21 protein-coding genes are annotated in these 22538 nt (G+C 32.6%); 6 read left to right on the top strand and 15 right to left on the bottom strand.

The window, feature by feature from the left end; translation table 11 throughout:
* Positions 1-281: 281 nt before the first annotated feature.
* The 6 genes from AC2A1C_RS12785 to AC2A1C_RS12810 all read right to left on the bottom strand — a co-directional run bounded on the left by AC2A1C_RS12785 (position 282) and on the right by AC2A1C_RS12810 (position 8470).
* Entirely contained in the window at positions 282-2624 is a 2343-nt protein-coding gene (locus AC2A1C_RS12785; RefSeq protein WP_484026155.1) for an MGH1-like glycoside hydrolase domain-containing protein, read from the bottom strand.
* Between the two features lie 179 nt (positions 2625-2803).
* Positions 2804-4399, bottom strand: a complete 1596-nt coding sequence (locus AC2A1C_RS12790) for a BamA/TamA family outer membrane protein (RefSeq protein WP_484026156.1) — start codon at positions 4397-4399, stop codon at positions 2804-2806.
* Positions 4400-4502: 103 nt separating this feature from the next.
* Positions 4503-5291 carry an SDR family oxidoreductase gene (locus tag AC2A1C_RS12795; RefSeq protein WP_484026158.1) on the bottom strand — a complete coding sequence of 263 codons (789 nt, stop codon included), beginning with the start codon at positions 5289-5291 and terminating at the stop codon, positions 4503-4505.
* A 155-nt stretch (positions 5292-5446) separates the two neighbouring features.
* Positions 5447-6682 carry a 3-phosphoshikimate 1-carboxyvinyltransferase gene (locus tag AC2A1C_RS12800; protein ID WP_484026159.1) on the bottom strand — a complete coding sequence of 412 codons (1236 nt, stop codon included), beginning with the start codon at positions 6680-6682 and terminating at the stop codon, positions 5447-5449.
* 61 nt (positions 6683-6743) lie between these two features.
* Positions 6744-7070, bottom strand: a complete 327-nt coding sequence (locus AC2A1C_RS12805) for a nucleotide pyrophosphohydrolase (protein WP_484026161.1) — start codon at positions 7068-7070, stop codon at positions 6744-6746.
* A complete protein-coding gene (locus AC2A1C_RS12810) occupies positions 7070-8470 on the bottom strand; it encodes a hypothetical protein (protein ID WP_484026163.1) in 1401 nt (466 codons plus the stop codon). The genes AC2A1C_RS12805 and AC2A1C_RS12810 overlap by 1 nt, the downstream gene beginning before the upstream one ends.
* A gap of 183 nt (positions 8471-8653) precedes the next feature.
* Here AC2A1C_RS12810 and AC2A1C_RS12815 point away from each other — a divergent pair, with 183 nt between their 5' ends.
* From AC2A1C_RS12815 to AC2A1C_RS12835, 5 genes are all read left to right on the top strand, one after another.
* Positions 8654-8905 carry a type B 50S ribosomal protein L31 gene (locus AC2A1C_RS12815; RefSeq protein WP_484026165.1) on the top strand — a complete coding sequence of 84 codons (252 nt, stop codon included), beginning with the start codon at positions 8654-8656 and terminating at the stop codon, positions 8903-8905.
* A gap of 102 nt (positions 8906-9007) precedes the next feature.
* Positions 9008-10168, top strand: a complete 1161-nt coding sequence (locus tag AC2A1C_RS12820) for a GlmU family protein (protein ID WP_484026166.1) — start codon at positions 9008-9010, stop codon at positions 10166-10168.
* 35 nt (positions 10169-10203) lie between these two features.
* Positions 10204-11334: a PDDEXK-like family protein gene (locus tag AC2A1C_RS12825; RefSeq protein WP_484026167.1), complete on the top strand. Its 1131-nt coding sequence runs from the start codon at positions 10204-10206 to the stop codon at positions 11332-11334.
* A 131-nt stretch (positions 11335-11465) separates the two neighbouring features.
* Complete coding sequence (trhO, locus tag AC2A1C_RS12830) at positions 11466-12836, top strand: oxygen-dependent tRNA uridine(34) hydroxylase TrhO (RefSeq protein ID WP_484026168.1); 1371 nt, start codon at positions 11466-11468, stop codon at positions 12834-12836.
* A 5-nt stretch (positions 12837-12841) separates the two neighbouring features.
* On the top strand, positions 12842-13429 hold the full coding sequence (locus AC2A1C_RS12835; protein WP_484026169.1) for a 5-formyltetrahydrofolate cyclo-ligase: 588 nt from the start codon (positions 12842-12844) through the stop codon (positions 13427-13429).
* On the opposite strand, the gene AC2A1C_RS12840 is transcribed toward AC2A1C_RS12835, so the two are convergent.
* Both AC2A1C_RS12840 and AC2A1C_RS12845 read right to left on the bottom strand, forming a co-directional pair.
* Positions 13366-13950 (bottom strand): hypothetical protein, encoded by a 585-nt coding sequence (locus tag AC2A1C_RS12840; protein ID WP_484026171.1) that lies wholly within the window; start codon positions 13948-13950, stop codon positions 13366-13368. The genes AC2A1C_RS12835 and AC2A1C_RS12840 overlap by 64 nt on opposite strands.
* A complete protein-coding gene (locus AC2A1C_RS12845) occupies positions 13934-15073 on the bottom strand; it encodes a hypothetical protein (RefSeq protein WP_484026173.1) in 1140 nt (379 codons plus the stop codon). The genes AC2A1C_RS12840 and AC2A1C_RS12845 overlap by 17 nt, the downstream gene beginning before the upstream one ends.
* 181 nt (positions 15074-15254) lie before the next feature.
* Here AC2A1C_RS12845 and AC2A1C_RS12850 point away from each other — a divergent pair, with 181 nt between their 5' ends.
* Positions 15255-15605: a hypothetical protein gene (locus AC2A1C_RS12850; protein ID WP_484026174.1), complete on the top strand. Its 351-nt coding sequence runs from the start codon at positions 15255-15257 to the stop codon at positions 15603-15605.
* 53 nt (positions 15606-15658) lie between these two features.
* On the opposite strand, the gene AC2A1C_RS12855 is transcribed toward AC2A1C_RS12850, so the two are convergent.
* The 7 genes from AC2A1C_RS12855 to AC2A1C_RS12885 form a co-directional block, all read right to left on the bottom strand.
* Positions 15659-16429 (bottom strand): TrmH family RNA methyltransferase, encoded by a 771-nt coding sequence (locus tag AC2A1C_RS12855; protein ID WP_484026176.1) that lies wholly within the window; start codon positions 16427-16429, stop codon positions 15659-15661.
* A 156-nt stretch (positions 16430-16585) separates the two neighbouring features.
* A complete protein-coding gene (locus AC2A1C_RS12860; protein ID WP_484026178.1) occupies positions 16586-18088 on the bottom strand; it encodes a DNA recombination protein RmuC in 1503 nt (500 codons plus the stop codon).
* 251 nt (positions 18089-18339) lie between these two features.
* Entirely contained in the window at positions 18340-19095 is a 756-nt protein-coding gene (locus tag AC2A1C_RS12865) for a DUF5995 family protein (protein ID WP_484026180.1), read from the bottom strand.
* 37 nt (positions 19096-19132) lie between these two features.
* Entirely contained in the window at positions 19133-19600 is a 468-nt protein-coding gene (locus AC2A1C_RS12870; RefSeq protein ID WP_484026181.1) for a YciI family protein, read from the bottom strand.
* Positions 19601-19604: 4 nt separating this feature from the next.
* Positions 19605-20783, bottom strand: a complete 1179-nt coding sequence (pncB, locus tag AC2A1C_RS12875) for a nicotinate phosphoribosyltransferase (RefSeq protein ID WP_484026182.1) — start codon at positions 20781-20783, stop codon at positions 19605-19607.
* 222 nt (positions 20784-21005) lie between these two features.
* Positions 21006-22175 (bottom strand): C1 family peptidase, encoded by a 1170-nt coding sequence (locus AC2A1C_RS12880; RefSeq protein ID WP_484026183.1) that lies wholly within the window; start codon positions 22173-22175, stop codon positions 21006-21008.
* Positions 22176-22187: 12 nt separating this feature from the next.
* Positions 22188-22538 (bottom strand): protease inhibitor I42 family protein, encoded by a 351-nt coding sequence (locus tag AC2A1C_RS12885; RefSeq protein WP_484026184.1) that lies wholly within the window; start codon positions 22536-22538, stop codon positions 22188-22190.

Raw genomic sequence — 22538 nt, forward strand, 5'->3', positions numbered from 1 at the left:
GGATGTAATACTCTGAGAATATGGATGGGTATGAATCAGATAATTCTTATACAGAAAAGAGATTCAGATGAGTTTTTTATTGTGCAGGAGTTCCACATTCCTAATTTTATAAGACCTAAATTTCTAAAGCTTTTATTCCAAACTTAATTGGTATAGTATATTTTTATAGATGTCTTTTATATTTGAAAACAATTTTGGTTATCATTTTTAAATCCATCATTTGATACCCTAAAAACATTTTTTCTTGTATATAGAAAATTACTTATCTATAGAAAAATTAGCTACGTATTAATAACTATCTTTTGTAGACCTTTTGTTTTATATTTTATAACTCCATCAACACGAATCGTCATTCCTTTTTCTTTACTATACTCCACATCAATATTGTGGTTTCTGTAGCGAATGTTTTTAATGGAAAAAGATTTCCAACCCATATCAATCGGATTGATAACTAAATCATCCGAGTCTTCAGGTGTGATTCCTGCAACATGCTGCATAAGCAGATCAATCCAAGAAGAATGGTTATAATCCAGATTTTCCATAAAAGCACTACCGGTATGCGGATCATAACGCTCACCAATATTCGGTTTTTTAATATCGTCGTTAGGGAAATGCATTCTGGTGTATCGATCGAAGAGCGTTGCAGCATTTTTAGATAACGAAGGATCGAGTGTTTTGGCAGCCCACAATGTGCCATCTACAACATGACAGGTGGTGCGTGGCCAGGTTGCATAATTCCAATAGTTCCATCCTGCTTTCTGAAGTTCAGCGTATTTTTCATAATCAAGTGGAAGCGATGGTAGTGGATATTTTGTCCAGAATGTAGCTGGGTTGAAAATATGCTTTAGCATCGGCAAATGTTTTTGATCTGCAATTTTTGCCCAAAACGGATAAAAGCCTGTTGTAGATTTTACTTTCGCTTTCTTATGATCAACCGGTTTTACATCATAAAAATAATTGTCCTTTGCATCCCACATCACCGAAAGAATTTGAGTTCGTGCTTGCTCACTCATTTTTGTGTACAGTTTTTCAGAAGCAGTATCGTTCAATAATTTAGCAAGATTGGCAGCAGCAACAAAATTTTTATAGGCATACGTACTTTGGTCTACAGTTGCCAAACGATGATCGGCGGTAGCATAATAAATTCGGTAAAGTTCTTCTATAGTTTGTGGCCAATGCAAATTAGGATCCGTTACTACCGAGCTTTGAATTTTTTTCATCAACTCCATATCTTCAGTGGAATGTGAACCGTCCGGAGCATAAGTTCTGCTTCGTTCATTTCGGAACATTTCCGGTATCGGATCAAAATAAGAATAACGAGCGCTCCATTCTTGTCCTGCCGAATTACTCCAGGGATAAGTTTCGTAAAGTCCGTCTTTATCTATGTCAAATAAACGCTGGTAAGACTGGAGATTGCTGCACATTTGTGGCCATACTTCTTTAAGCGTTTTTTGCCCTTCCTGCGGATGCACAAGCAATGCTCCTCTGAAAGCATCAATGGCATAATTCTGATAAGGAACAGAACGCCCTAATTTATCTATATTGCTTTCATCAGCATCAATACCCCAATCCCAAATATGATTGGAAAGATAACCATCGTTAAGATTTTCCGGAGCAAAAAATTCTTTCGTGGTTGAAAATGCCCATTCAGGATTTCTCATCCATCGAAGTTCATCAACTGAAATACATGATCCAGAATAAGAAACAACACCATCATACATTATAGTGCCTTCGCGTGGAGCAGGATAATAAAAATGGCCTACCTGTGCCAAAATCATTTTGGTGTATAACGACCACCAACGATAGTAGTATAGCTTTTCAAAATAAGGATTGCTGCACTGAAATTGTGGGATTTCCTTATCAAACCAATCATTCCAATCTTGGCGAACAGCACTTGTAATATCAGGCAAACCATTCCAGCGTTTTGTTGCTTTATTTGCCAGCTTTTCATCTGTACTTGTACTCAGCAAAAGCGTAAGAGATTTTTGCTCGCCGGGTTTAAGGGAAATTATATGCGAAATTTTATACTCATTGTCAACAAGTTCTATTTGATTTACTTTTAAAGACGAACTTAAAACATAATGTAGCGGCAGCGGAACTTTATCGCTGTAAGCAACTGTTGCACTCAAAAAACCGGCATCGGAATTAGTGTTCACAATACCCGGAAGCGTACCTGTGAATGATGCCTGAACAGAAATTTCTTTTGATGAATTATTTTTCCAAACTAATTCCATTCCTAACACATCATCACGGGTTATAAAAATTTTGCGTGAAATTGGAGCATGAGAAATAGTTGCACCAAGAGGCGGCGTTGTTTCATTCATTTCCATTCTATCGGGATACCATGAACGAACTGTACCTGCAGCCCAATCAAACAATCCTTTTTCTTTCCATTGCTGAACGAACAAAACTTTTGCTTTATTCGGTTCTACAACGATGGCAACATTTCCGCTTCCTAGGAAATTTTTATCATTACGCCCACCAAGATATTCGCAAATATCCCTAATCTTATCATCTTTTGGATTTGTTCCAAACATCCAAAAAGGTAAAAATATTAGTAGAAATAATAAAGATCTTATATTTTGATTCGTATATTCCAATTGTTTTTTCTTAATGTAAGGCATATTTTAAATGGTTTTAAACACTTGAAGTAATTGATTCAGTGTAACGAAAATACAAAGAGTGTCGATATCTTACAAATTCGGTTATCGTGGAAAGTATTTTTTGTATTTGATTTTTTGATGAATCAAAAGTAGGAACAAGAGTTTTTAAAATCAGAACTAAAAAGATTTGGCTTTTTTTATTAAAACCTACTCAAAATTCCCCAATGTATCTTGGTATCACCGAACTTAACGGGGTTTCCGAATTCATTTCCGTTAGAAATTTGGAACGTCATCAAGCCAATCGGCAAAAAGAAATTGAATCCCAAACCAAAACTATACAATTTCGGTTTTAAGGAAAGAGCTTTATTGTTGAGCTGCCCATATTGGAAAAATGTATCAAAAAACGCCTGTTCTCCTATGAGATAACGATATTCCACATTTCCATAATAATAAAAATCAGCATAAAGAGAATTTTCATTAAATCCCCGCATCGAATTCCAGCCTCCAAATCGCATCAATTCATTGGTAGAAAATGTATTATCCGAATTCAGAAGTGCAGTTTCTCCTTTTATATTAAACCAATGATTTCCCGAGATCGGAAGGTTGTGTTCTACAAGAAAAAAAAGATACGATTGTTTTGCCGTTATATTTTCAAGGGAATATTTTGTGTTCAGTAGATCGCCTTCTGCACGGATTTTTGTTCGGTATAGAAATAATGGATTTTCGGAAGTTTGCATATATTCATACCACAAACCGAAGCCTTTTTTGTTATAATCTTTTCCCTGAATGTAAAGTGAATCCATTACAGTAGAAGTCTCAAAATGCCCCCGAATTCCAAATTTTTGACGGTTATTTAAATGATAATAAACCGCTGGCTGAAATTTCACATTTGCAAAAGTAGAATCCTGACGGTATATATTCACATTTACATTCAATCCGATATTGGATTTCAGAAAATATGGAATATCCGTTTGAAGATTGAAGGTTTGTCCTTTATCCGGATTTCGTTGCCAGAAAAGATTGACCGTCTCAAATCCATTGAACATATTTTTGAAATTAACATTCAAAGTTCCGTTAAACGTAAATTTTTTAGAATCATCATTTCCAAACCCAACAACACCATCAAACGTATTGGCTTTTTTCTTTTGCAGAAAAAGGAAAATTTTGGTGGAGTCTTTTGTGAAAAGTGTTTGTGGCGGCTTTTCCAGAATTACGAATGGATGGTTTTGCAGATTTTGATTGATGGAACTTATATTTTTCTGATCGTATTTTTTTCCTTTGTATTCTTTTTCAAGATTTTTTACAAATCGTTTCGGAGCTTTTTCATATCCCTTCAATACAAATCCGTCAATTGTTCTTTTATTGCCTTCTAAAACAGAAATTTCGACTTTCGGAATTTCGTTTTCCATTCCCAAATATTTCGTTTTGATACGGCTGAATGCATATCCTTCATCAATATATTTTTTGTTGATGAAATGCTTTAGCGAATCCAGATTTTTAGTAAAAAATTGAGGATTAGTTTTTATTTCCTTAGATAAAGAATCCAAAATTTTCACCTGAGCCTGATTGTAATTTTTGCCTTTATCAAATATAATTTTGGTGGAATTTCCGATTTTTTCAACCGAAACTACCTTCGCAAAATAATAATTGTTTTCTGCGAGCGAATCCAAAAACTTTACCGCTGAAAGAGAATCTTTTTTTACCAATTCTTTCTTAGTCTGAGAATCGATAAGAACAAATTCTTTTTTTTGTGAAAATAAAAAACAAGAAAAGAAAAATAGAAGGAGAGTACCCATTCTGAGGGAAATGAAATGGAACGAAGAATCTCTGTTTAGAAAAGATTCTTCACTACGCTCCGCTCCGTTCAGAATGACAAATTGCATAGATAAAAAACAGAAATCAATCCATTTTATTGTATTTCTTCATCAAGTTTTCATATGTATTCTGCGGAAGAATCCATTTCAAGGGAACGCCGATTTTTTGCCCGAATTTTCCGAAATAATAGTGTGCCTTCCATTTCTTTTTCTCCAAAAGTTTTTCAATATAAATGGCAACATCCAAAGGTTCGGTTCCATCATTCACATGAGAATTCATCAAAGAATATACTTTCTCAAAAATTATTTTGTACGGCTCAGAAACTTTAGTTTTCACACGGTTTTCCGCAATATTGGTTTTTATATCGCCTAAATGAAGAGAGCAAACATGGATATTCCATGGATAGACTTCATAACGCATTGCTTCCGTTACTTTGTCGAGAGCCGATTTTGATGCTGAATAAAATCCCCGAAAAGGAAGTCCCATTTCCGATCCTATACTGGAAACATTGATGATTTTTCCAAATTTTTGCTCACGCATTTTGGGCAAAACTCCGCTCATCATTTGTACGGCACCAATCAAATTAAGATTAAAAAGTTTTGTAATATCATCTTTTGTAGAATCTTCCACTGCTCCTACCATTCCCATTCCTGCATTATTGATGAGAATATCGATTCTGTTTTCTGTTTTCAGAATTTCAGAAATGGCATTCAGAATTTGGGAATGATCGGTGATATCGGTCGGAATTGTTTTAAAATAAGGAGATTCTACATTTTTACGGCTCAATCCGTAAACATGGTGTCCTTTCTTTCCGAAATACTCTGCTAATGCAAAGCCAATTCCAGATGATGTTCCGGTGATGATGATGGTCATTTTTTATATTTTTTTATCACAAAAGTCTCAAAATATTTTTGTAAAATTTGGTTTCATATAATAGAATGTTTCAAAATTTAATCACAAACTTTTTTACACTTTTATATATTTATGATTAAATGGTATTCTTTTCTCCTTTATGACTTTTGTGGTTATTAAAAATTATTCGGAGTTGTGATTTCAAAAAAGTCTTTCCAAAATTCCGTGTACGATTTTTCCACTACTTCTTCATTTTCGATATTCAGTTCCTTTATTAGGCAAAATGGCGCAAAACTCATTGCCATTCTATGATCGTTGTATGTTTTGATGGAAATATTTTCTGTTGGTTCTGTAAAATTTAATGATTTGATAGAATCTTCTGTAATTTCTGTTTCACAACCAATTTTTGAAAGTTCATTTTGGAGCGCCAAAAGCCGGTCGGTTTCTTTTACTTTCAATGTTGCCAATCCGGTAATCTTGAATGGAATTTTTAGCGCAACCGCAGTTACACAAAGTGTTTGGGCGATATCAGGACAATTGTTCATATCCAGTTTTATGAATTTTGGATATTTAAAACTGCTTTCAGGGAAAAGAGAGATCTGATGCTCGGTTTCATCAGAAATTGTGTTGATTCCAAAAAAATCCCAGTATATTTCCTTCAAAACAGAATCGCCTTGCAGAGAAAATGTTTTAAAACTTTTCAGGTTGATATTTTCTTTTCCTATTGCCGCCAGAGAATAGAAATAACTTGCAGAACTCCAATCACTTTCTACTTCATAATCTATAATTGAAGAATGATAATTGTCTTTCTTGTAGGGTAAAATTTTAATGGTATTTTCGTGAAATTCATTATGAATACCAATATCGCTTAAAATTTTTAAGGTCATTTCTAAATATGGACGCGAAGTAATTTCGCCAATCAACTCTACTTCCAAACCATTTTCTAATTTTCCTCCAATCAAAAGCAGGGAACTGATAAACTGCGATGAAATATTTGCCGGAATTTTCACAACACTTTTTTCGATTTTTTTTCCGGTAATTTTCAACGGTGGGAAACCTTCATTTTCCAGATATTCAATTTCAGCGCCTAAATCTTTTAGTGCATCTACCAGAAATTGTATCGGGCGTTGCTTCATTCTTTCGGAACCTGTAAGAATAGTTGTCCTTCCTTCCTGAATTGCAAAATAAGAAGTCAAGAAACGCATTGCTGTTCCTGCATGATGAATATCTACTGTAGAATGTGTAGAATCCAGTGCTTTTTGCATCAATTGTGTGTCTTGAGAGTTGGAAAGATTACTTATCATAATATTTCCAAAAAGTTTATCCAAAATGAGCAAGCGATTCGAAATACTTTTCGAACCGCTGATTTGTATCGTTTTATTATTTAAAAGTTTAGAATTTCTAATTAGCATATTTTGCTGATTGTTGTATGCAGGAAACAGGAAAGATATTTGAAACATCCATCATCCCACATTATTTTAATTTTTCATTATTCTGATGTCGGTCTTTGTCTCTATCGGTTTTGATCTTCATTTTTTTATCGAAAGCAGCTTGAAGATCCGTTCCGGTTTGATTGGCCAAACATAACGTTACAAAAAGAACATCTGCTAATTCTTCCCCCAAATCTTTAGATTTATCAGAATCTTTTTCGCTTTGTTCGCCATATCTTCTTGCGATAATTCTTGCAACTTCACCTACTTCTTCTGTCAGCATTGCCATATTCGTCAGTTCATTAAAATAACGAACCCCGATGGTTTTTATCCATTCATCAACCTGATTTTGAAGTGCAGTAATTTCCATTATTGCTGAAATTGATATGCTCCTATTGTTGGTGAAGTGGTTCTTGATTTCCCGGCAATATCATTAGGAACAGTTAATGCTACTTGTAGATTTCCTTTATCTTTTGCAGGAGAACCATCTTTCACCCGAAGATTCATTTCTTTTGTAAAATAATTTGTGAATAAAGGATCTTGATTCAAAATATTTCCATTTCCATTTAAATTTAATCCTGAATTATTTGAATTTTTTATCAATGAATGGTCAAAGCTGTAGCCTTGAGACTTAATTTCCAATAAATCATCTGAAGAACCATAAATAATAGAGTTTTTTACAACTAAATTTAATACCCCATTTTCTGATTGTCCTGCTTCATTTGTCCATTCATTTGTTGCATAAATTCCCAAACCTGGAAGTGCCGAGTTTAATTCCCAAAAATTGGCTAATGTACAATGTGTAATATTAACGTTGCCACCGCCAAAAATTCCAAGAGCGGCATTTCCACAACTGTTAGTTACTAAATTTTGTGCATTAATTTTTGTGTTTACAGCATATATACCATAATTCTGAAAAGAATGGATTATTGTATTTGTTATATTAGCCTCGTTACTTTTGTGAAGTTCTATACCTGTTATTCCTCCTAAAAGAGTTGCATAATTCATTTGGAGTTTGGAGTTATTGTCAAAATAAATGGAATTCCAATTATTTGGAAGGAGTATCTCTTCATTGGTAGGATCAAATTTATTCACGGTTACAGATCGGAAAGTAACTTCTGAGCCGAGAGTTCCATTGACATTCAAAGTGGCATTTTTTGATATTTTCATTCCACTGTTTTTGTAAAAACAAACTTTTGTACCAGCTTCGATGTTTAAGGTTTTTCCTTCCGCAACTGTTAAATCCCCAAAAATAATTTTAGCTTTTTCATTCGTCCAAGTTGTATTGTCACTTAGAATATTGGGATTGGTATCCGATTCTATAAAAAATTCAGCATCCTGAACTACAGAAAACAAAGTAACCTTCTGATTTCCTGCCGGAGAATTGAAAACAACCTGATCCTCCGCAATTGCTTGAGGAGCAGTAGCAACAGGTGCAATTTCTACAAAAATATAGAGACTATCTTTTTTTCTTAGAGGAACATTGTTAAATTCAGTTCCGGCTTTCCCATCCACATTGATACGGTATAAAGAAGAAGCTCCACCTGCAAGTGAAATTTTGGGAATCATAACATCCTTGTCTTCATTGTTATACACTTTTACAACATACGTTTCGGATCGTATTTGATTATAAACGGTATCACAAAAAACAGTATCTTTTGAAAATCGTAAAAGTTGAGACGGGCTTTCGAAGGAAATATCATCCCTGTTACAGGCAACGGATAACAAAATAAGCCAAAAACCTAATGCAGCAAATATTTTATATTTCATATAAGTAGTAAAGAATTTCCAAAGTTAATTATTTTTACGGACTATAAAAATTCAAAATATTGTAAAAAAGATATTTGCAGATTAAAAAAGTATTTGTATTTTTGCAACCTAAAATTTAGCAGAGAAATATCCATTACTATTTCGAAAGCAAAACTTTAATTATTTATTTAAAATTTTTAAATTATGAAAAACGGAATTCACCCAGATAATTACAGACTTGTTGTTTTCAAAGATATGAGTAACGACGAAGTGTTTCTTTGCAAGTCTACTGCAGAAACTAAAGATACTATTGAATACGAAGGAGAAACATATCCTTTGATCAAAATGGAAATCTCTTCTACTTCTCACCCTTTCTACACTGGTAAAGTAAAATTAGTAGATACTGCTGGTAGAGTAGACAAATTCATGAACAAATACAAAAAATTCGCAAAATAATTTTTTGATAAATGAATATCAAAGTCTTTCGGTTTTCCGGAAGACTTTTTTATTTGTAAATTTGTGAAAACCTTGATGATTAACATTAAATCTTGAACTGAAATGCAATTAGTATTCTCCGATGCACAATATTGGGAAGATTTTCTTCCTCTTACTTTTACAAGACCAACAGCAGAAATGCGTTGCGGAATTCTTACTTTTTCCGAGCGTTGGCAAAAACTTTTGGAAACATCTGAGGTTTCATTTATTACGGAAGATTTTTTACAGGAAAAGTATCACAAACCGGAAAAGAAAGAATCGTTGTTTTTGGTTCCGAATTTTCTCCCTACAGAAAATGTGTTGGATCAAATTAAAAACCTACAATTAGGAGAAGCATTGGTATATGAAAACGAATTAGTGGCTGCAAAAGTGAATATGGAACATTTTTCTCTCAATCAGATTGAAAAAATGACGGATATTCATGAAAAATTGCTCTTCTTCAAACAACCAACCGACTTGTTTTCCTACAATGATAAAGCTATTGATTATGATTTTGAACTTTTGACAAAAAACAGAGAATCACAGCCTTTATCTTCTACAAATGGATTTTTAGGAAATATAAAAGATCTATTTATTGAAGAAGGTGCACAAATAGAATTTTCTACTTTGAATACAAAAACCGGGAAAATCTACATCGGGAGAAATGCCGAAATTATGGAAGGCTGCCATCTTCGTGGGTCAATTGCGCTTTGCGACGATTCCAAATTCAATCTTGGCGCTAAAGTGTACGGAGCAACGACAATAGGACCTCATTCCAAAGTTGGAGGTGAAGTAAATAATATTGTGATTTTTGGGTATTCTAACAAAGGACATGATGGTTTTGTAGGAAACTCTGTAATTGGTGAATGGTGCAATCTGGGAGCAGACACCAATTCTTCCAATCTCAAAAATAATTATGCTTCTGTAAAATTATGGAATTACAGAACTAAAAGATTTGTAGATACCAAACTTCAGTTTGCAGGCCTTATTATGGGAGATCATTCTAAAACAGCCATCAACACACAACTGAATACAGGAACTGTTGTTGGTGTTGCTGCTAATATTTTCAAAAGTGGTTTTCCACCGAATTTGGTGGAGAATTTCAGTTGGGGCGGAATGAAAGGCGATGAAAAATTCAAACTGGAAAAAGCCTACGAAGTTGCCGAAAAAGTAATGGAAAGAAGGAAAGTTCCCCTTACAGAATCCGATAGAAATATTTTGAAGTATATTTATATGAATTATTGATTTTGATTAATAAAGATAAAATTCTAAAAACATACATGTTGCAACTATTAGAAAAAATAAAGATATTAAGTAAATATCAAAAAAAAATTAGTGAATTATCAGAAGAAAGATTTAATATTTTTAGAATTTGTGGGGTTAATGATTACGAAATCACACACTCATCAATATTGACGGAATTATTGAATAATAATTCTTCACATAATTTTGGAGTAAAATTTTTAAGCGCATTTATTGAAACTTTAAAAAAGGAAAATATTTTATCTAAAGACTATTATTTTGATTTTGAAGATGTCGAAGTTATTCCTGAATTTCCAATTGGTGATTTGGGAAGAATTGACATTTTTATTAAAAATAAAAAACAATGTATAATAATTGAAAATAAGATTCATGCAAAAGATCAATATGAACAATTAAAAAGATATGAAAATTATGGCAAAAATAATTTTCAAAATTATAGACTTTTCTATTTAACATTGTTTGGAGAAGAAGCATCTGAAGAGAGTGCAAGAGACTCAAATTATTCGACAATATCATATAGTTATACAATTATAAACTGGCTGGAAAGATGCGTAGAAATTTCAGCAAAGAATCCTGTGATAAGAGAAACTTTGATACAGTATATTAATCACATAAAATATTTAACAAATAATACATCCCTTTCAAAAATGAATAATGAAATTGTTGAAATTCTTAGCCAAAATGATAATATAGAAGCCACATTTACAATTGGTGAGAGATTAAATGATGTAAAAAACCATTTAATTAATAAAGAGCTATTACCTCAATTAAATCAAGTTTGCATAAAATTGAATCTTGAATTAGATATGAGTGAGTATGACCGAGTAAATAGGGCATATTCAAGTTTTATTATTCATCATCCAAATTGGAAAACATTTAAATTAGGCTTTGAATTTCAAGCAAAAGGTTTACGAAATTTAATAGCAGGAATTGTGCACATTGATATTAACAGAAGGAATGATGAAACATTCAATAAATTAAAAGAATTCTTTCCTAATAATAATAATTTATGGGTTTGGTCGCAATTTACAAAATATCCAAATTGGAATAAAGAGGCGATGCTTGCAATAACAACTGGTGAAATGGCAAATATATTTAAAAATGAAATTGAAAGATTAATTGAAGTAACTAAAAAAAAGGAAATGTAAAATAACTATATTTTAGTTTAAATAGAATTTTAGAATTAAAGTTGTATTGATAAAATAACAATTAAACTTGAAATTTAGAATCTTATTTTCCTATCTTTGTAAAAATTTTTCTCACTTAAAACGTTTATAGTATGCAACTGTACAACACCTTAAGCGCAGAAGAAAGAGCTCGACTTATAGATGAGGCTGGAAAAGAGCGTCTTACATTATCTTTCTATGCGTATGCCAAAATTGAAGATCCCAAAAAATTTCGTGACGATTTATTTATAGCCTGGAATGCACTTGATGCACTTGGTCGTATTTATGTTGCAAATGAAGGTATCAATGCTCAGATGAGCGTTCCTGCAGAAAATTTTGAAGCATTTCGTGATACGCTGGAAGTATATGATTTCATGAAAGGCATTCGTTTGAATGTTGCTGTTGAGCAGGATAATCATTCTTTTTTAAAACTTACCATAAAAGTCAGAAATAAAATTGTTGCAGATGGTTTGGATGATGAAACTTTTGACGTTACGAATAAAGGTATTCACCTAAAAGCTAAGGAATTTAATGATATGCTCGAAGATCCGGACACAATTGTTGTAGATTTCAGAAATCACTACGAAAGTGAAGTAGGGCATTTTGAAGGAGCAATTACTCCTGATGTTGAAAACTTCAGAGAAAGTCTGCCGATTATCAATGAGCAATTGCAGGATTTCAAAGAAGATAAAAATCTTTTGATGTATTGCACCGGCGGAATTCGTTGTGAAAAAGCAAGTGCTTACTTTAAACATCAAGGTTTTAAAAATGTTTTTCAGCTAGAAGGTGGAATTATAGAATATACCCGCCAAATAAAAGAAGAGGGGATAAAAAGTAAATTCATTGGTAAAAATTTTGTATTCGACCACAGATTGGGAGAAAGAATTACGGATGATATTATTGCACAATGCCACCAATGCGGAAAACCTTGCGACAACCATACCAATTGTGCTAATGATGCGTGTCATTTATTATTTATTCAATGTGATGAATGTAAAGCTGCCATGGAAAGCTGTTGTTCTACAGAATGTTTGGAAACCATACATCTGCCTTATGAAGAACAAGTAAAACTAAGAAAAGGAAAACAGGTTGGAAACAAAGTTTTCAGAAAAGGGAAATCGGATGCTTTGAAATTTAAAAAATCAGGAGATTTGCCAAACAAGCCTTTAGCAAAAATTGAAACAAAAAATATTCGTCAAAAAATATCGGTAAAAAAAGTATTGGTCGGAAAAGCAGAACATTATTATCCAAAATCGAAAATAGGACAATTCTTAATCGAAAATAATGGACTTTCTGTTGGTGATAAAGTTCTGATTTCAGGGCCAACAACCGGCGAACAGGAAATTGCGATTACTCAAATATATGCAAATGGAAATTTTTGCGAAACGGCAAAAAAAGGAGATCAAATTACTTTTGAGCTTCCTTTTAGAGTTCGTTTGTCTGACAAATTATATAAAATTATTCCGCCTTTAGAAAACGCATAATCGTTATGCTAAAATCAGAACTCAGGAAAAAATATTTAGAAAAAAGATTAGCCTTGTCAGATGATGAGGCTTCTATTTTATCTGAGAAAATTTTTCTGAATTTCGTTGATTTTTTTCAACCTTCTGAAAAACAGAATATTCACATATTTTTACCTATTAAAAAATTCCGAGAAATTAATACTCATTTATTTATTAATCATTTTTTTGAAAATAAAATCCGTACGTTTATTCCAAAGATGGTTAATGGAAATTTAATTTCGGTTAAATTGAAGCAAGACTCAAAACTTATCGAAAATAATTGGGGTATTTTGGAACCGGAAAGCGATACAGATTCTGGAGTGCAAAATTTCGATTTTGTTATCACGCCACTTTTGTATTGTGATAATCAAGGAAATAGGATAGGCTTTGGAAAAGGTTTTTATGACAAGTTCTTTTCAAGATTGCCCCAAAATACAAAAAAAATAGGAGTCAATTTCTTTCCTCCTTATGAAAATGTAGATGATATCTTAGAAACTGATATTCCTATAAATTATTTAGTGACACCTAATGAAGTGCTGTCTTTTGGTAACTCCAAATCAAAATTTTCAAAATAAAATTTGAATTCTTTTTTGAATTTCACCGGTGATAGTTTCAAAGAATATTGAGCATATTTGTTGAAATTTCCTAAAGATTTGTTGTTCCTATCAAAATATTCTACTTCAAATTTTACAAAATCAAGCGTATCTTTTTCCGAAATCTTTTTCTCTACTTCCAGATTTCCTACTTTCGCAGATCTTACTTTTAAGCTATCCAGCTGTTTTAGAATAGGTTTCAGTTTTGCAGAATCAGGATTTGCAAAATATCCGTTCATCTGAGCATAGATAATAGAATCAATTTCCGTATCGCGATTTCCATTGGAATATAAAGTGGAAAGATCCAGTAATTCCTGAATTTTTTGTTTAGTAATGTATTGTATCGCTTGTGCACTATCCATTTTTGTTACCGGATAACTTTTCTGATTTGTACTGTGTCGAAGTTTATCCAGATCGCTCACTTCTTCCGGAGCTTTTTTACATGAAATAATCAATAATAGAATTGAAAATAAGGTTAAAAGGAGGTTATTTAGCTTTTTCATTATTTCGGATTCTAAATTTAATCATATTAATTTTACCACTTTTATCAGTATTGGTATCAATTACTTCTAAGTTTTCGAGAGAAGTTGTAGGAAGTGTTACTAAACTGATATAGCGCTGTTTATCCATGGTTTCCATACCATAATCGTCGCTGTCGTATACTTGATAAATTAATGCATTGTCACTAATTATAAAGTTAAGGCTTTGTCTTTTCTTTTTTAGATCTTTAATTGACTTAGAGTAATAATAAAGCATAATGGCATAATCATTAGGCTTTAATTCTATATCTTCTGCTTCTCGCGCTGTTTCAAGATTTCTTTTGATAGTATCTGTTTTGTAATACGGTGAAGAAACAACCATAGTCAGGGTTTTTGATTTTGTTGTATAAACGAAAGGTTCATTTGGTTTTGCCGAATATAAAATCGGTGATTCATTGTCTTTCAAAATCTGTACCTGAAGTTCTGCATTTATCTTTGAATTTCGATCAGCATCAATAAAACTGTAATAATATTTTTTACTAAAAATCTCATCCTTAAAACCTAAGATTCCTAGCAAAACAGCAAGAATCCCTGAAATTCCCAACCAAAGAGATTCCATAAGTTTCTTTTTCAGAGATTTTTTTTCTTCGCTTTTTATCAGTTCTGTTTTTTCTTTAATGATTTGATTATCAGTATTCGATTTTTGTAAAACTTCATTTTTACCATCAATTATGGACTGTTTTTCCAAAAAATTAGTCCTTTTTTCTTCCAAAAGAGATTTGGTGTCATTTTTTTCAAAATCAATTACATTATGTAATGCAATTTCATCACTTTCAGAGATGATTTCATTGCTGAAAAGATGATTCTTTTTGAAGTCATGCCAAGATTGATAACCCGCATAAATAGAGAGTAAATTGAGCATATCAATTCTTGGAAGTTTAGAAGCAGGAGTGGTCTTAAAATAGGTATAAAAAGACTTTTCAGAAATGTTACCTTTTGCAATTTTTCTTAAGTCTTCCTGAAAATAGATGATATCAATACCCTTCCATTTTGATATATCATCAAAGGAAGGAGTGTGATTCTTTATAAACTGAGCTTGAATTTCATTTTTCAGTTGCTCAAAATGCAAAATTTCTAAATCTGTCAAAATTTTTTTAAATATTTAATTTTCTGATTTACAGTATTATTTATTTGTAAAACTGTTTTACAAAGTTATTACAATTATTTTTCATAGACAAATTTTTTCTCCGCTCTACCTTTGTCTTGTTCAAATGATGAACGCCAAACAAAAAAATAATTTTTAACAAATTTAAAATTTTTAATTTATCATGAAAAAATCATTGTTCGTAGCTGGTATCGCTGCTTTAGCTCTTGTAGCTTGTAAAAAAACTGAAACTGTTGAAACTGCAAACGCTGCTGATTCTGCTGCTGCTGCAACTGCTGATTCTGCTGCTGTTGTAGCTGATTCTGCTGCTGCTGTTGTTGATTCTGCTGCTGCTGCTACTGTAGATGCTGCTAAAGATGCTGCTGCTGCAACTACTGCAGCTGGTGCTGAAGCTGCTAAAGGAGCTGCTGACGCTGCTAAAGGAGCTGCTGATGCTGCTAAAGGAGCTGCTGACGCTGCTAAAGATGCTGCTAAAGACGCTAAAGAAGCTGTGAAAGACGCTACTAAAAAATAATTTTAGTAAATCTTTTAAAGATAAAGAGCCGTTTCGCCAAGCGAAACGGTTTTTTATTTTATATTTTTCTGCCTTAATGCTTCATAGCAAGTTATTGCGACTGCATTGCTCAGATTCAGAGAGTCGATACTTCCGGACATAGGAATGAGTGTATTTTTACCTTTCCCAATCCAAAAATTACTGAGTCCGGAATGTTCTGTACCAAATAGAACAGCCGATTTTTGTGTGAAATTTCTTTTGTAAAGATCTTCTGCGCTTTCATCCATAATGGTAGTATAAATGTTAAATTGATTTTTATTCAAAAAGTCCAACACTTCCTGATTTTCTGCCTGAAAAATTTCCATACCGAAAAGACACCCAACACTTGATCGGATAACGTTAGGGTTATAAAAATCTGCTTTGGTATCGGTAATAATTAATGCATCTATTCCAAAAGCTTCACAACTTCTGAGAATTGCTCCCAAGTTTCCAGGTTTTTCTACCCCTTCAACAATAATAATGGTAGAACTTTCTCTTGGTTTAAATAAATTAAGATGGTTTTCTTTGGTTTTATAAACTCCTATAATTCCTTCCGAACTTCCTCTGTAAGCTATTTTTTCGTATACTTTTTCGCTTACTTTGTAGATTTTTCCTTCCGAAAGTGTTTCATTAAAAATACTTTCACAGATGAAAAATTCTAAAGATTCAAAACCAAATTTTTGAGCACGGCTGTTTTCCTGCTTTCCTTCCACAACAAAAACTCCGGATTTTTTTCGGAATCTATTGTCTGTAAGAAGTTTGGTAATATTCTTTATTTTGTCGTTTTGGAAACTTTCGATTAGCATAGTTTAATTTAAACCACAAAAATCCCAAAAGTTTTTGGAGTTTAAAAGAATTTTGTTCGAAAATTATATTTTCATTTTTCAATCGTTAGATATAGGAAATCAGTTTTTTAAGTAAAATGATTGAGGCAGGAAATGATTTAGTATAAAATCTGCCGGTTATTCTTCCGGTAAATTATTTTGAGAATTGTCTATCAAACTTTGCGGGAGTTCTTTTTTGTTTTTTATACCTAAAGATTTTAATTTCTGAGTTTGGGTTACCAAATTGTCATTTCCTGTGGAAAGCTGTTTGTAGGCATCATTGTAAACATTTTTAGCCTGATCCAAATTTTTCCCGATTTTTTCCAAATTGTCTACAAATCCTACAAATTTATCATACAATTTTGCACCACGTTCAGCAATTTCCATTGAATTTCTGTTTTGATATTCACGTTTCCAAAGATCTGCAATCAATTTTAAAGAAGTTATTAGATTACTTGGATTCAATAATAAAATTCTTCTTTCATACGCATAATTCCAGAGATTTTGGTCGGCTTGCATTGCTGCAATATAAGCAGGCTCACTTGGAATGAACATCATTACAAAATCTAAAGATTTTCCATAATCATCATACGCTTTCTGGCTTAACTGCGTGATGTGGCTTTTTACAGAGGATAAATGCTGATTAAGTTTTATTGTATAAATATCCTGATCGGTTTCATCTACTAATTCTGTGAAAGCAGTTAAAGAAACTTTTGAATCGATAATTACATTTCTTTCGTCTGGATATTTTACAACAGCATCAGGTCGCATTTTTTTACCCGAAAATTCTGAAAAAAGAGCTTTATTATCTTCATCACGAAGCTCATGTTCCAGAAAATATTCTCTTCCTTTTACCAGCCCAGATTTTTCCAGAATGCTTTCCAGAATCATTTCGCCCCAATTTCCCTGTGTTTTACTTTCACCTTTTAAAGCTCTCGTTAGTTTCTTGGCATCTTCTGAAATTTGTTGGTTTAGCTCAGCCAATTCTTTTACTTTTTCAGCAAGGGAAAAACGTTCTTTATTTTCTTTTTCGTAGGCTTCATTCACGCGATTTTTTAATTCAACGATTCTTTCCTGAAAAGGTTCAAGAATGTTTTTTAAATTATTTTGATTTAGGGTGGTGAACTTTTCCGTTTTTTCTTCTAAAATTTTATTGGCGAGGTTTTCAAATTGAAGTTTGGCCTCTTCCTGAATTTTCGTAATTTCCTCTTTTTGAGTTTCTAATGATTTTTGTAAGTTTTCATTAATTGCCGAAAGCTCAGAGTTTTTTGCGAATAAAGTTTGTTTTTCTGTTAAAAGATTTTCAATCTGGGATGTTTGCTTTGTATTCGTTTGTTTTTGCTCCTGAAATTGGGTGTTCAATGACGAATATTCAGCGGAAATTTTTGCAAATTCGTTTTTTAAATCATTCAATAAATCCGATTGTTGCTGATTGAGTTCTTTTTCTTTATCAATATTTTGATTAAGTTCCTGAATCTTTGAGTTTGAATTTTCTAAATCAGACTGGTTTTTAATATGCAGATTATTCAGCTCATTATAAGAATTTCTTGAAACCATAGATGATTTCAAAACAAAATATAAAATAACCGCCCCAAGAATTCCTCCCGAAATAAATCCTATAATTAAATATGTCATCTCCATTTTTCAAAATTACAAAAAGAAAAATTGATTTTCTTTAGGGAAAACCGTAACTCTTTGAATTGAGTTTTTATTTTTAACCAAAAAGGCACAAAAGTTTTTTTTAACACATCAGAAGAGTATATTAGCTTTTAAGTTTTATGTTAAAAAATTCACATAAGATCAAAAATCAGAGATTTTCGAAAAATTTAATGCTCTTTGATAGGCTTTTACAGATTGTTCAAAATAAACTTTTGTGCCTTTTGTAGTTTGATTTAATTATTTTTTGTTGAAGCTAAAACCTCAATGTTCTTCACCACATCACTGCTTTCGCATTTTTTTAATTCTTTTGTGAGAGCAGGTGTAAGGATTTTAGGGTTTAAAATTTGTGAAGCCACTTTTGCAGCAGCATAATCTACAATGTTTATAACGGACTCTTTTAAAAAATTCGGAGTATTAGAAGCTATTACTGCAGTTGCCCAAGAAGTGTCTCTTGCTCTGGAAATGGCAAAATCTAAAACAGCATTGTCTTTTCCATTGGAAATCTTATCAATGAGATCAACAGGATAGCAGATTTTATTCAAAGAATCCTGAACTTTCTGGTTTATGGAAGCAATAACGTTGTTGATGTTCTCAAAATCTTTTTTAAGGGGGTTAATCTTTCTGTAAGGCATAACTGAAGCAGCAGAAATTCCAAGGTCTAAATTGATATGAGCATTCATACCCAGAAAAATATGCTGAAGAATCAGAAGTTTTTCATTTTTTGTAGCTTCAAAAGCAAGATACCACGAGTTGGTGCATTTTTTTCCATTACTGTAGTTTTCCCATGCTTCAAGATATCTTTGTGCAAAAGCAATATCAAGCTGAGTCATTCTATTACCGTCTTCGAATTTTTTCTGCTGAATGCCTTTCAAAACCTGAGCGGTCATAATTCTATAAGTGCAGGCAAAATATCCGATGGGACTTTTGTTTTCTTTGCTCCAGATAATAATTTCGTCTAATTTTTTTAGAACTTCTTCAATAGTTTTCATGGTAGTTTTTTATTTTTTGGTTAAATCTTTTTTGTTTTTACGGATTTTCTTTTGAAATTTCTGCATGATGCTTCAAATATAGAGGTAACGCTGCTGAACCATACCAAGAGAAAATTTCATAACTGAAAACTCCAGCTTGTACTGCAGGATCAGTTTTTACCCATTGTTCTGCTTCTTCTTTAGATTTGGTGTTGAAAATAAACATTCCGCGGAAGCTGTGTTCGTTTTTTTCTAAAAATGGTCCGGCAACAGTTATTTTACCTTCGTCTGCTAATTTTCCGATGTTGTTCAAATGCCCTTTCATCAGTTCTGCCATTTTTGTTTTGTCTTCAATTTTCACAGCTCCTGTTGTGAGCATTACAATAACATAAGGCTTCATTCCATAATTATCAGCGCCTAATTCTTTAGCCAATTCGGGGTTATATTTTGGCTTTTCTGTTTTGGTTTCCTGAGCATTAATTAAATATGCTGAAAAAAGGAATACTAAAAAAAGTTTAAATTTCATATTGTTAATTTTTGATTCTTAAAAACTCTTTGGCCAATGTAATCATGGTAGGATCTCCAGTATATTTTCCGTGTTCATCAGAAAGTTTAACAGTAGGTATCCATTCTTTATTTGAAGCCTGAACACCAATTAGTTTCATTACAATGTTCATTGGTTTTAGCCCAACATCATTTGTGAGATCTGTCCCGATTCCGAAAGAAGTACCTATTTTTCCTTTACAATAATTGGTGATTTCTTCTACTTTTCCAAGATTCAGAGCATCAGAGAAAATAATATATTTAAATAAAGGGTTTATTCCGTTTTTTTGATAATGGGCAATGGTTTTATCTGTAAATTCAAACGGATCTCCGCTGTCGTGGCGAACTCCATCAAACAATTTTGCAAATTTTTTGTCAAACTGCTGGAAGAAAACATCCGTAGTATAGGTGTCGGAAAGAGCCACTCCCAAATCACCACGATAGACATCTACCCAATGCTCTAATGCTAATTGGTTTGCCATTTTAAACCCAAATTCTGCCCCATGAAACATGAACCATTCGTGAGCGTGGGTTCCGATAGGTTTTACACCAAATTTCATAGCAAAATGAATGTTGGAGCTTCCTATAAATGTTGAATTTTTATTTTGAGTGAGAGCTTCCATTACCAGATTCTGAACTTTGTACGAATGTCTTCTTCTTGTGCCGAATTCGGCAAAATTCACACCTAATTTATTAAGTTGTTCTGCTTTTTGAAGGGTTCTTTGCATTACGATTTCGTTAGAATCTCTTTCCAGACCGTTCATCACATAATGCAATTCGCTGATTAATGACAATAGCGGAACTTCCCATAAAATAGTTCTATACCAAAGCCCTTCTACAGTTACTTTCAGTTCATCAGAAGTTTGTTCTATTTTTACTTCGGAAGGATCGTAATGATAGCCTTCTAAAAAATCTAAATATGGTAAATCTAAATATGGACAAGTGGTTTTAAGGAATGTTTTCTCGTCTTTTGTAAGTTTCAGTTCTGCCATTTTGTTTACAGCCTGCCTCAAAGCAACATCAAAACCTTGCGGAAAGTGATGTTTTCCTCTGTTTATAAATTCATATTTTACGATCTGGCTTGGGAAAAGTTTTACCACGGCATTTTGCATGGTAATCTTGTAGAAATCATTATCGAGGATGGAATCCAGTCGAACTTCGTGCATACTGTTGTTTTGGACAAATTTATAATATTTAAAAATAAAAATCATCCGAAAAAGATGATTTTGAAAATATCTAAAAAGAGTCATTCTTTCACACTCCTAAATATGGATTGTACATCCAAACTTTTACTTGAAAACAGATTGATTTTGAATCGATTATCAATAAATTTTGATGCTTTTTTAATTAAAAAAAGACTGCCTTTTTGAGACAGTCTTTTGTTTTTTTTATTTCAGTTTTAGATTAAAGACATTGTTTTTAATAACACTATCATAAAGGATACGGTATTTTTTATTTTCGGATATGTCCAGATCACCTTTCATAACTCCAAAAATCATAGTGTTTTTACCATTTTTTTCAACAATACTTTTTGTAATAAGCTGAATTTTATGTTTTCCTTTTTCCACAGGAACATAGTTGTAATATTGTTTGTTTTGCTCATTCATATAGAATCGGAAAGGTTTATTGTTATCAATCTTCACATAAATTTCCTGATAAGCCTGAGCTTTAGCTAATTGATCTACAAAATTGAGCACCACTTTGTTTTTGGTAATTGGTTCCGGCTGAATATTATCTTTCGCAGAAACATCTACCCAAGATCCGTAACTGATACTGCAAGCATTATATCCAACCCAAGCATAACCTTTATCTCCCCATAATTCTCCCCAAGAATTTCTGATAAGCCAAGCCTGAAGATCATCATCCCAGCCTACAATTGTAATAGCATGATCCGGATAATTTCCATTGTTTCCCTGAACAACACCGCTTTTATAATTCATAAAATCTGCATTATTGGAGAAAAGAGCTGCAGATACAGCTCCATATTTTACAAGAGCGTCCTTTATTTGTTCAATATTTCCATCTTGTAAAAGGCCATAATTTGTTACTTTAATATCAATAGGTGTTACGTTGGTTTGGCAAATATCCTGAGCTTGATAGGGGAAATTGTCTTCCGTTGTTACATAGGCAGAAGTGCTATCTAATAGCCAGGCAAAAACATCTGTATACCAACCTCCGGTAGAACAACTTCCAGCTCCGGAACATCCTAAAATTCCCTGTTCAGAAATATCAATAAATTCTTTATTTTTTAGAGCATAATTAGACTCCAAAGCAGCAGCAGCACTGAAAGCCCAACAAGAGCCACAATTTTTCTGATCTTTAATTTGAGTTACACCATTAATTAATCTTAGATCAAATTTTTTGGATTTTGCATCTCCGAAGGTTTCAGTAGTGGTTTCATAAAGAGCATCACCAGCTCCAATGAAATTAGCCTTTAATTTTTTGGTGACAACTACCTCTTCTTTTGTAGGTGCAGTAAATCCTTTTCCCTTATTCTGAAATTGTCCCTGCGAAGTGTAGGACAAAAAGACAAACAATAAAAGTATTATATTTTTCATGTGTTTTGAATTTTAGTTGATTTCTATTTTTTTGATAAAATGATTTTCTTTAGGAACTAAAGAATCCGGTTCGAAGGTTCTTTTTTTTATAAATTCCAATTCGGTGATCCCTTTTTTGACTCCTTTCAATTCAAATATTTTTTTATATTCGTTGAGCTTTGTAGTGTCATTGAAGTAAGATTCGTTATATTCCTTGACTACGACAATTATAGAGTCGGGCTTCATTTTCCATGTATAGCCACCCATTCCTTCTTTTTCTAAAGATATTTTGAAGTTCTGATTTATTTTATATACTTCATGTGAAGGATGGCAACTCGAAAAAAGTCCTGTAGAAATGATGAGTATATTTAGAAGATTCTTCAT

It is taken from the genome of Chryseobacterium sp. HNCC26DJ241, from assembly GCF_057180505.1.

What these genes read in the sequence shown, in the direction of transcription:
- AC2A1C_RS12785 (WP_484026155.1), bottom strand. Translation starts at nt 2,624, where the DNA reads ATGCCTTACATTAAGAAAAAACAATTGGAATATACGAATCAAAATATA.
- AC2A1C_RS12790 (WP_484026156.1), bottom strand. Translation starts at nt 4,399, where the DNA reads ATGGGTACTCTCCTTCTATTTTTCTTTTCTTGTTTTTTATTTTCACAA.
- AC2A1C_RS12795 (WP_484026158.1), bottom strand. Translation starts at nt 5,291, where the DNA reads ATGACCATCATCATCACCGGAACATCATCTGGAATTGGCTTTGCATTA.
- AC2A1C_RS12800 (WP_484026159.1), bottom strand. Translation starts at nt 6,682, where the DNA reads ATGCTAATTAGAAATTCTAAACTTTTAAATAATAAAACGATACAAATC.
- AC2A1C_RS12805 (WP_484026161.1), bottom strand. Translation starts at nt 7,070, where the DNA reads ATGGAAATTACTGCACTTCAAAATCAGGTTGATGAATGGATAAAAACC.
- AC2A1C_RS12810 (WP_484026163.1), bottom strand. Translation starts at nt 8,470, where the DNA reads ATGAAATATAAAATATTTGCTGCATTAGGTTTTTGGCTTATTTTGTTA.
- AC2A1C_RS12815 (WP_484026165.1), top strand. Translation starts at nt 8,654, where the DNA reads ATGAAAAACGGAATTCACCCAGATAATTACAGACTTGTTGTTTTCAAA.
- AC2A1C_RS12820 (WP_484026166.1), top strand. Translation starts at nt 9,008, where the DNA reads ATGCAATTAGTATTCTCCGATGCACAATATTGGGAAGATTTTCTTCCT.
- AC2A1C_RS12825 (WP_484026167.1), top strand. Translation starts at nt 10,204, where the DNA reads ATGTTGCAACTATTAGAAAAAATAAAGATATTAAGTAAATATCAAAAA.
- trhO (WP_484026168.1), top strand. Translation starts at nt 11,466, where the DNA reads ATGCAACTGTACAACACCTTAAGCGCAGAAGAAAGAGCTCGACTTATA.
- AC2A1C_RS12835 (WP_484026169.1), top strand. Translation starts at nt 12,842, where the DNA reads ATGCTAAAATCAGAACTCAGGAAAAAATATTTAGAAAAAAGATTAGCC.
- AC2A1C_RS12840 (WP_484026171.1), bottom strand. Translation starts at nt 13,950, where the DNA reads ATGAAAAAGCTAAATAACCTCCTTTTAACCTTATTTTCAATTCTATTA.
- AC2A1C_RS12850 (WP_484026174.1), top strand. Translation starts at nt 15,255, where the DNA reads ATGAAAAAATCATTGTTCGTAGCTGGTATCGCTGCTTTAGCTCTTGTA.
- AC2A1C_RS12855 (WP_484026176.1), bottom strand. Translation starts at nt 16,429, where the DNA reads ATGCTAATCGAAAGTTTCCAAAACGACAAAATAAAGAATATTACCAAA.
- AC2A1C_RS12860 (WP_484026178.1), bottom strand. Translation starts at nt 18,088, where the DNA reads ATGGAGATGACATATTTAATTATAGGATTTATTTCGGGAGGAATTCTT.
- AC2A1C_RS12865 (WP_484026180.1), bottom strand. Translation starts at nt 19,095, where the DNA reads ATGAAAACTATTGAAGAAGTTCTAAAAAAATTAGACGAAATTATTATC.
- AC2A1C_RS12870 (WP_484026181.1), bottom strand. Translation starts at nt 19,600, where the DNA reads ATGAAATTTAAACTTTTTTTAGTATTCCTTTTTTCAGCATATTTAATT.
- pncB (WP_484026182.1), bottom strand. Translation starts at nt 20,783, where the DNA reads ATGCACGAAGTTCGACTGGATTCCATCCTCGATAATGATTTCTACAAG.
- AC2A1C_RS12880 (WP_484026183.1), bottom strand. Translation starts at nt 22,175, where the DNA reads ATGAAAAATATAATACTTTTATTGTTTGTCTTTTTGTCCTACACTTCG.
- AC2A1C_RS12885 (WP_484026184.1), bottom strand. Translation starts at nt 22,538, where the DNA reads ATGAAGAATCTTCTAAATATACTCATCATTTCTACAGGACTTTTTTCG.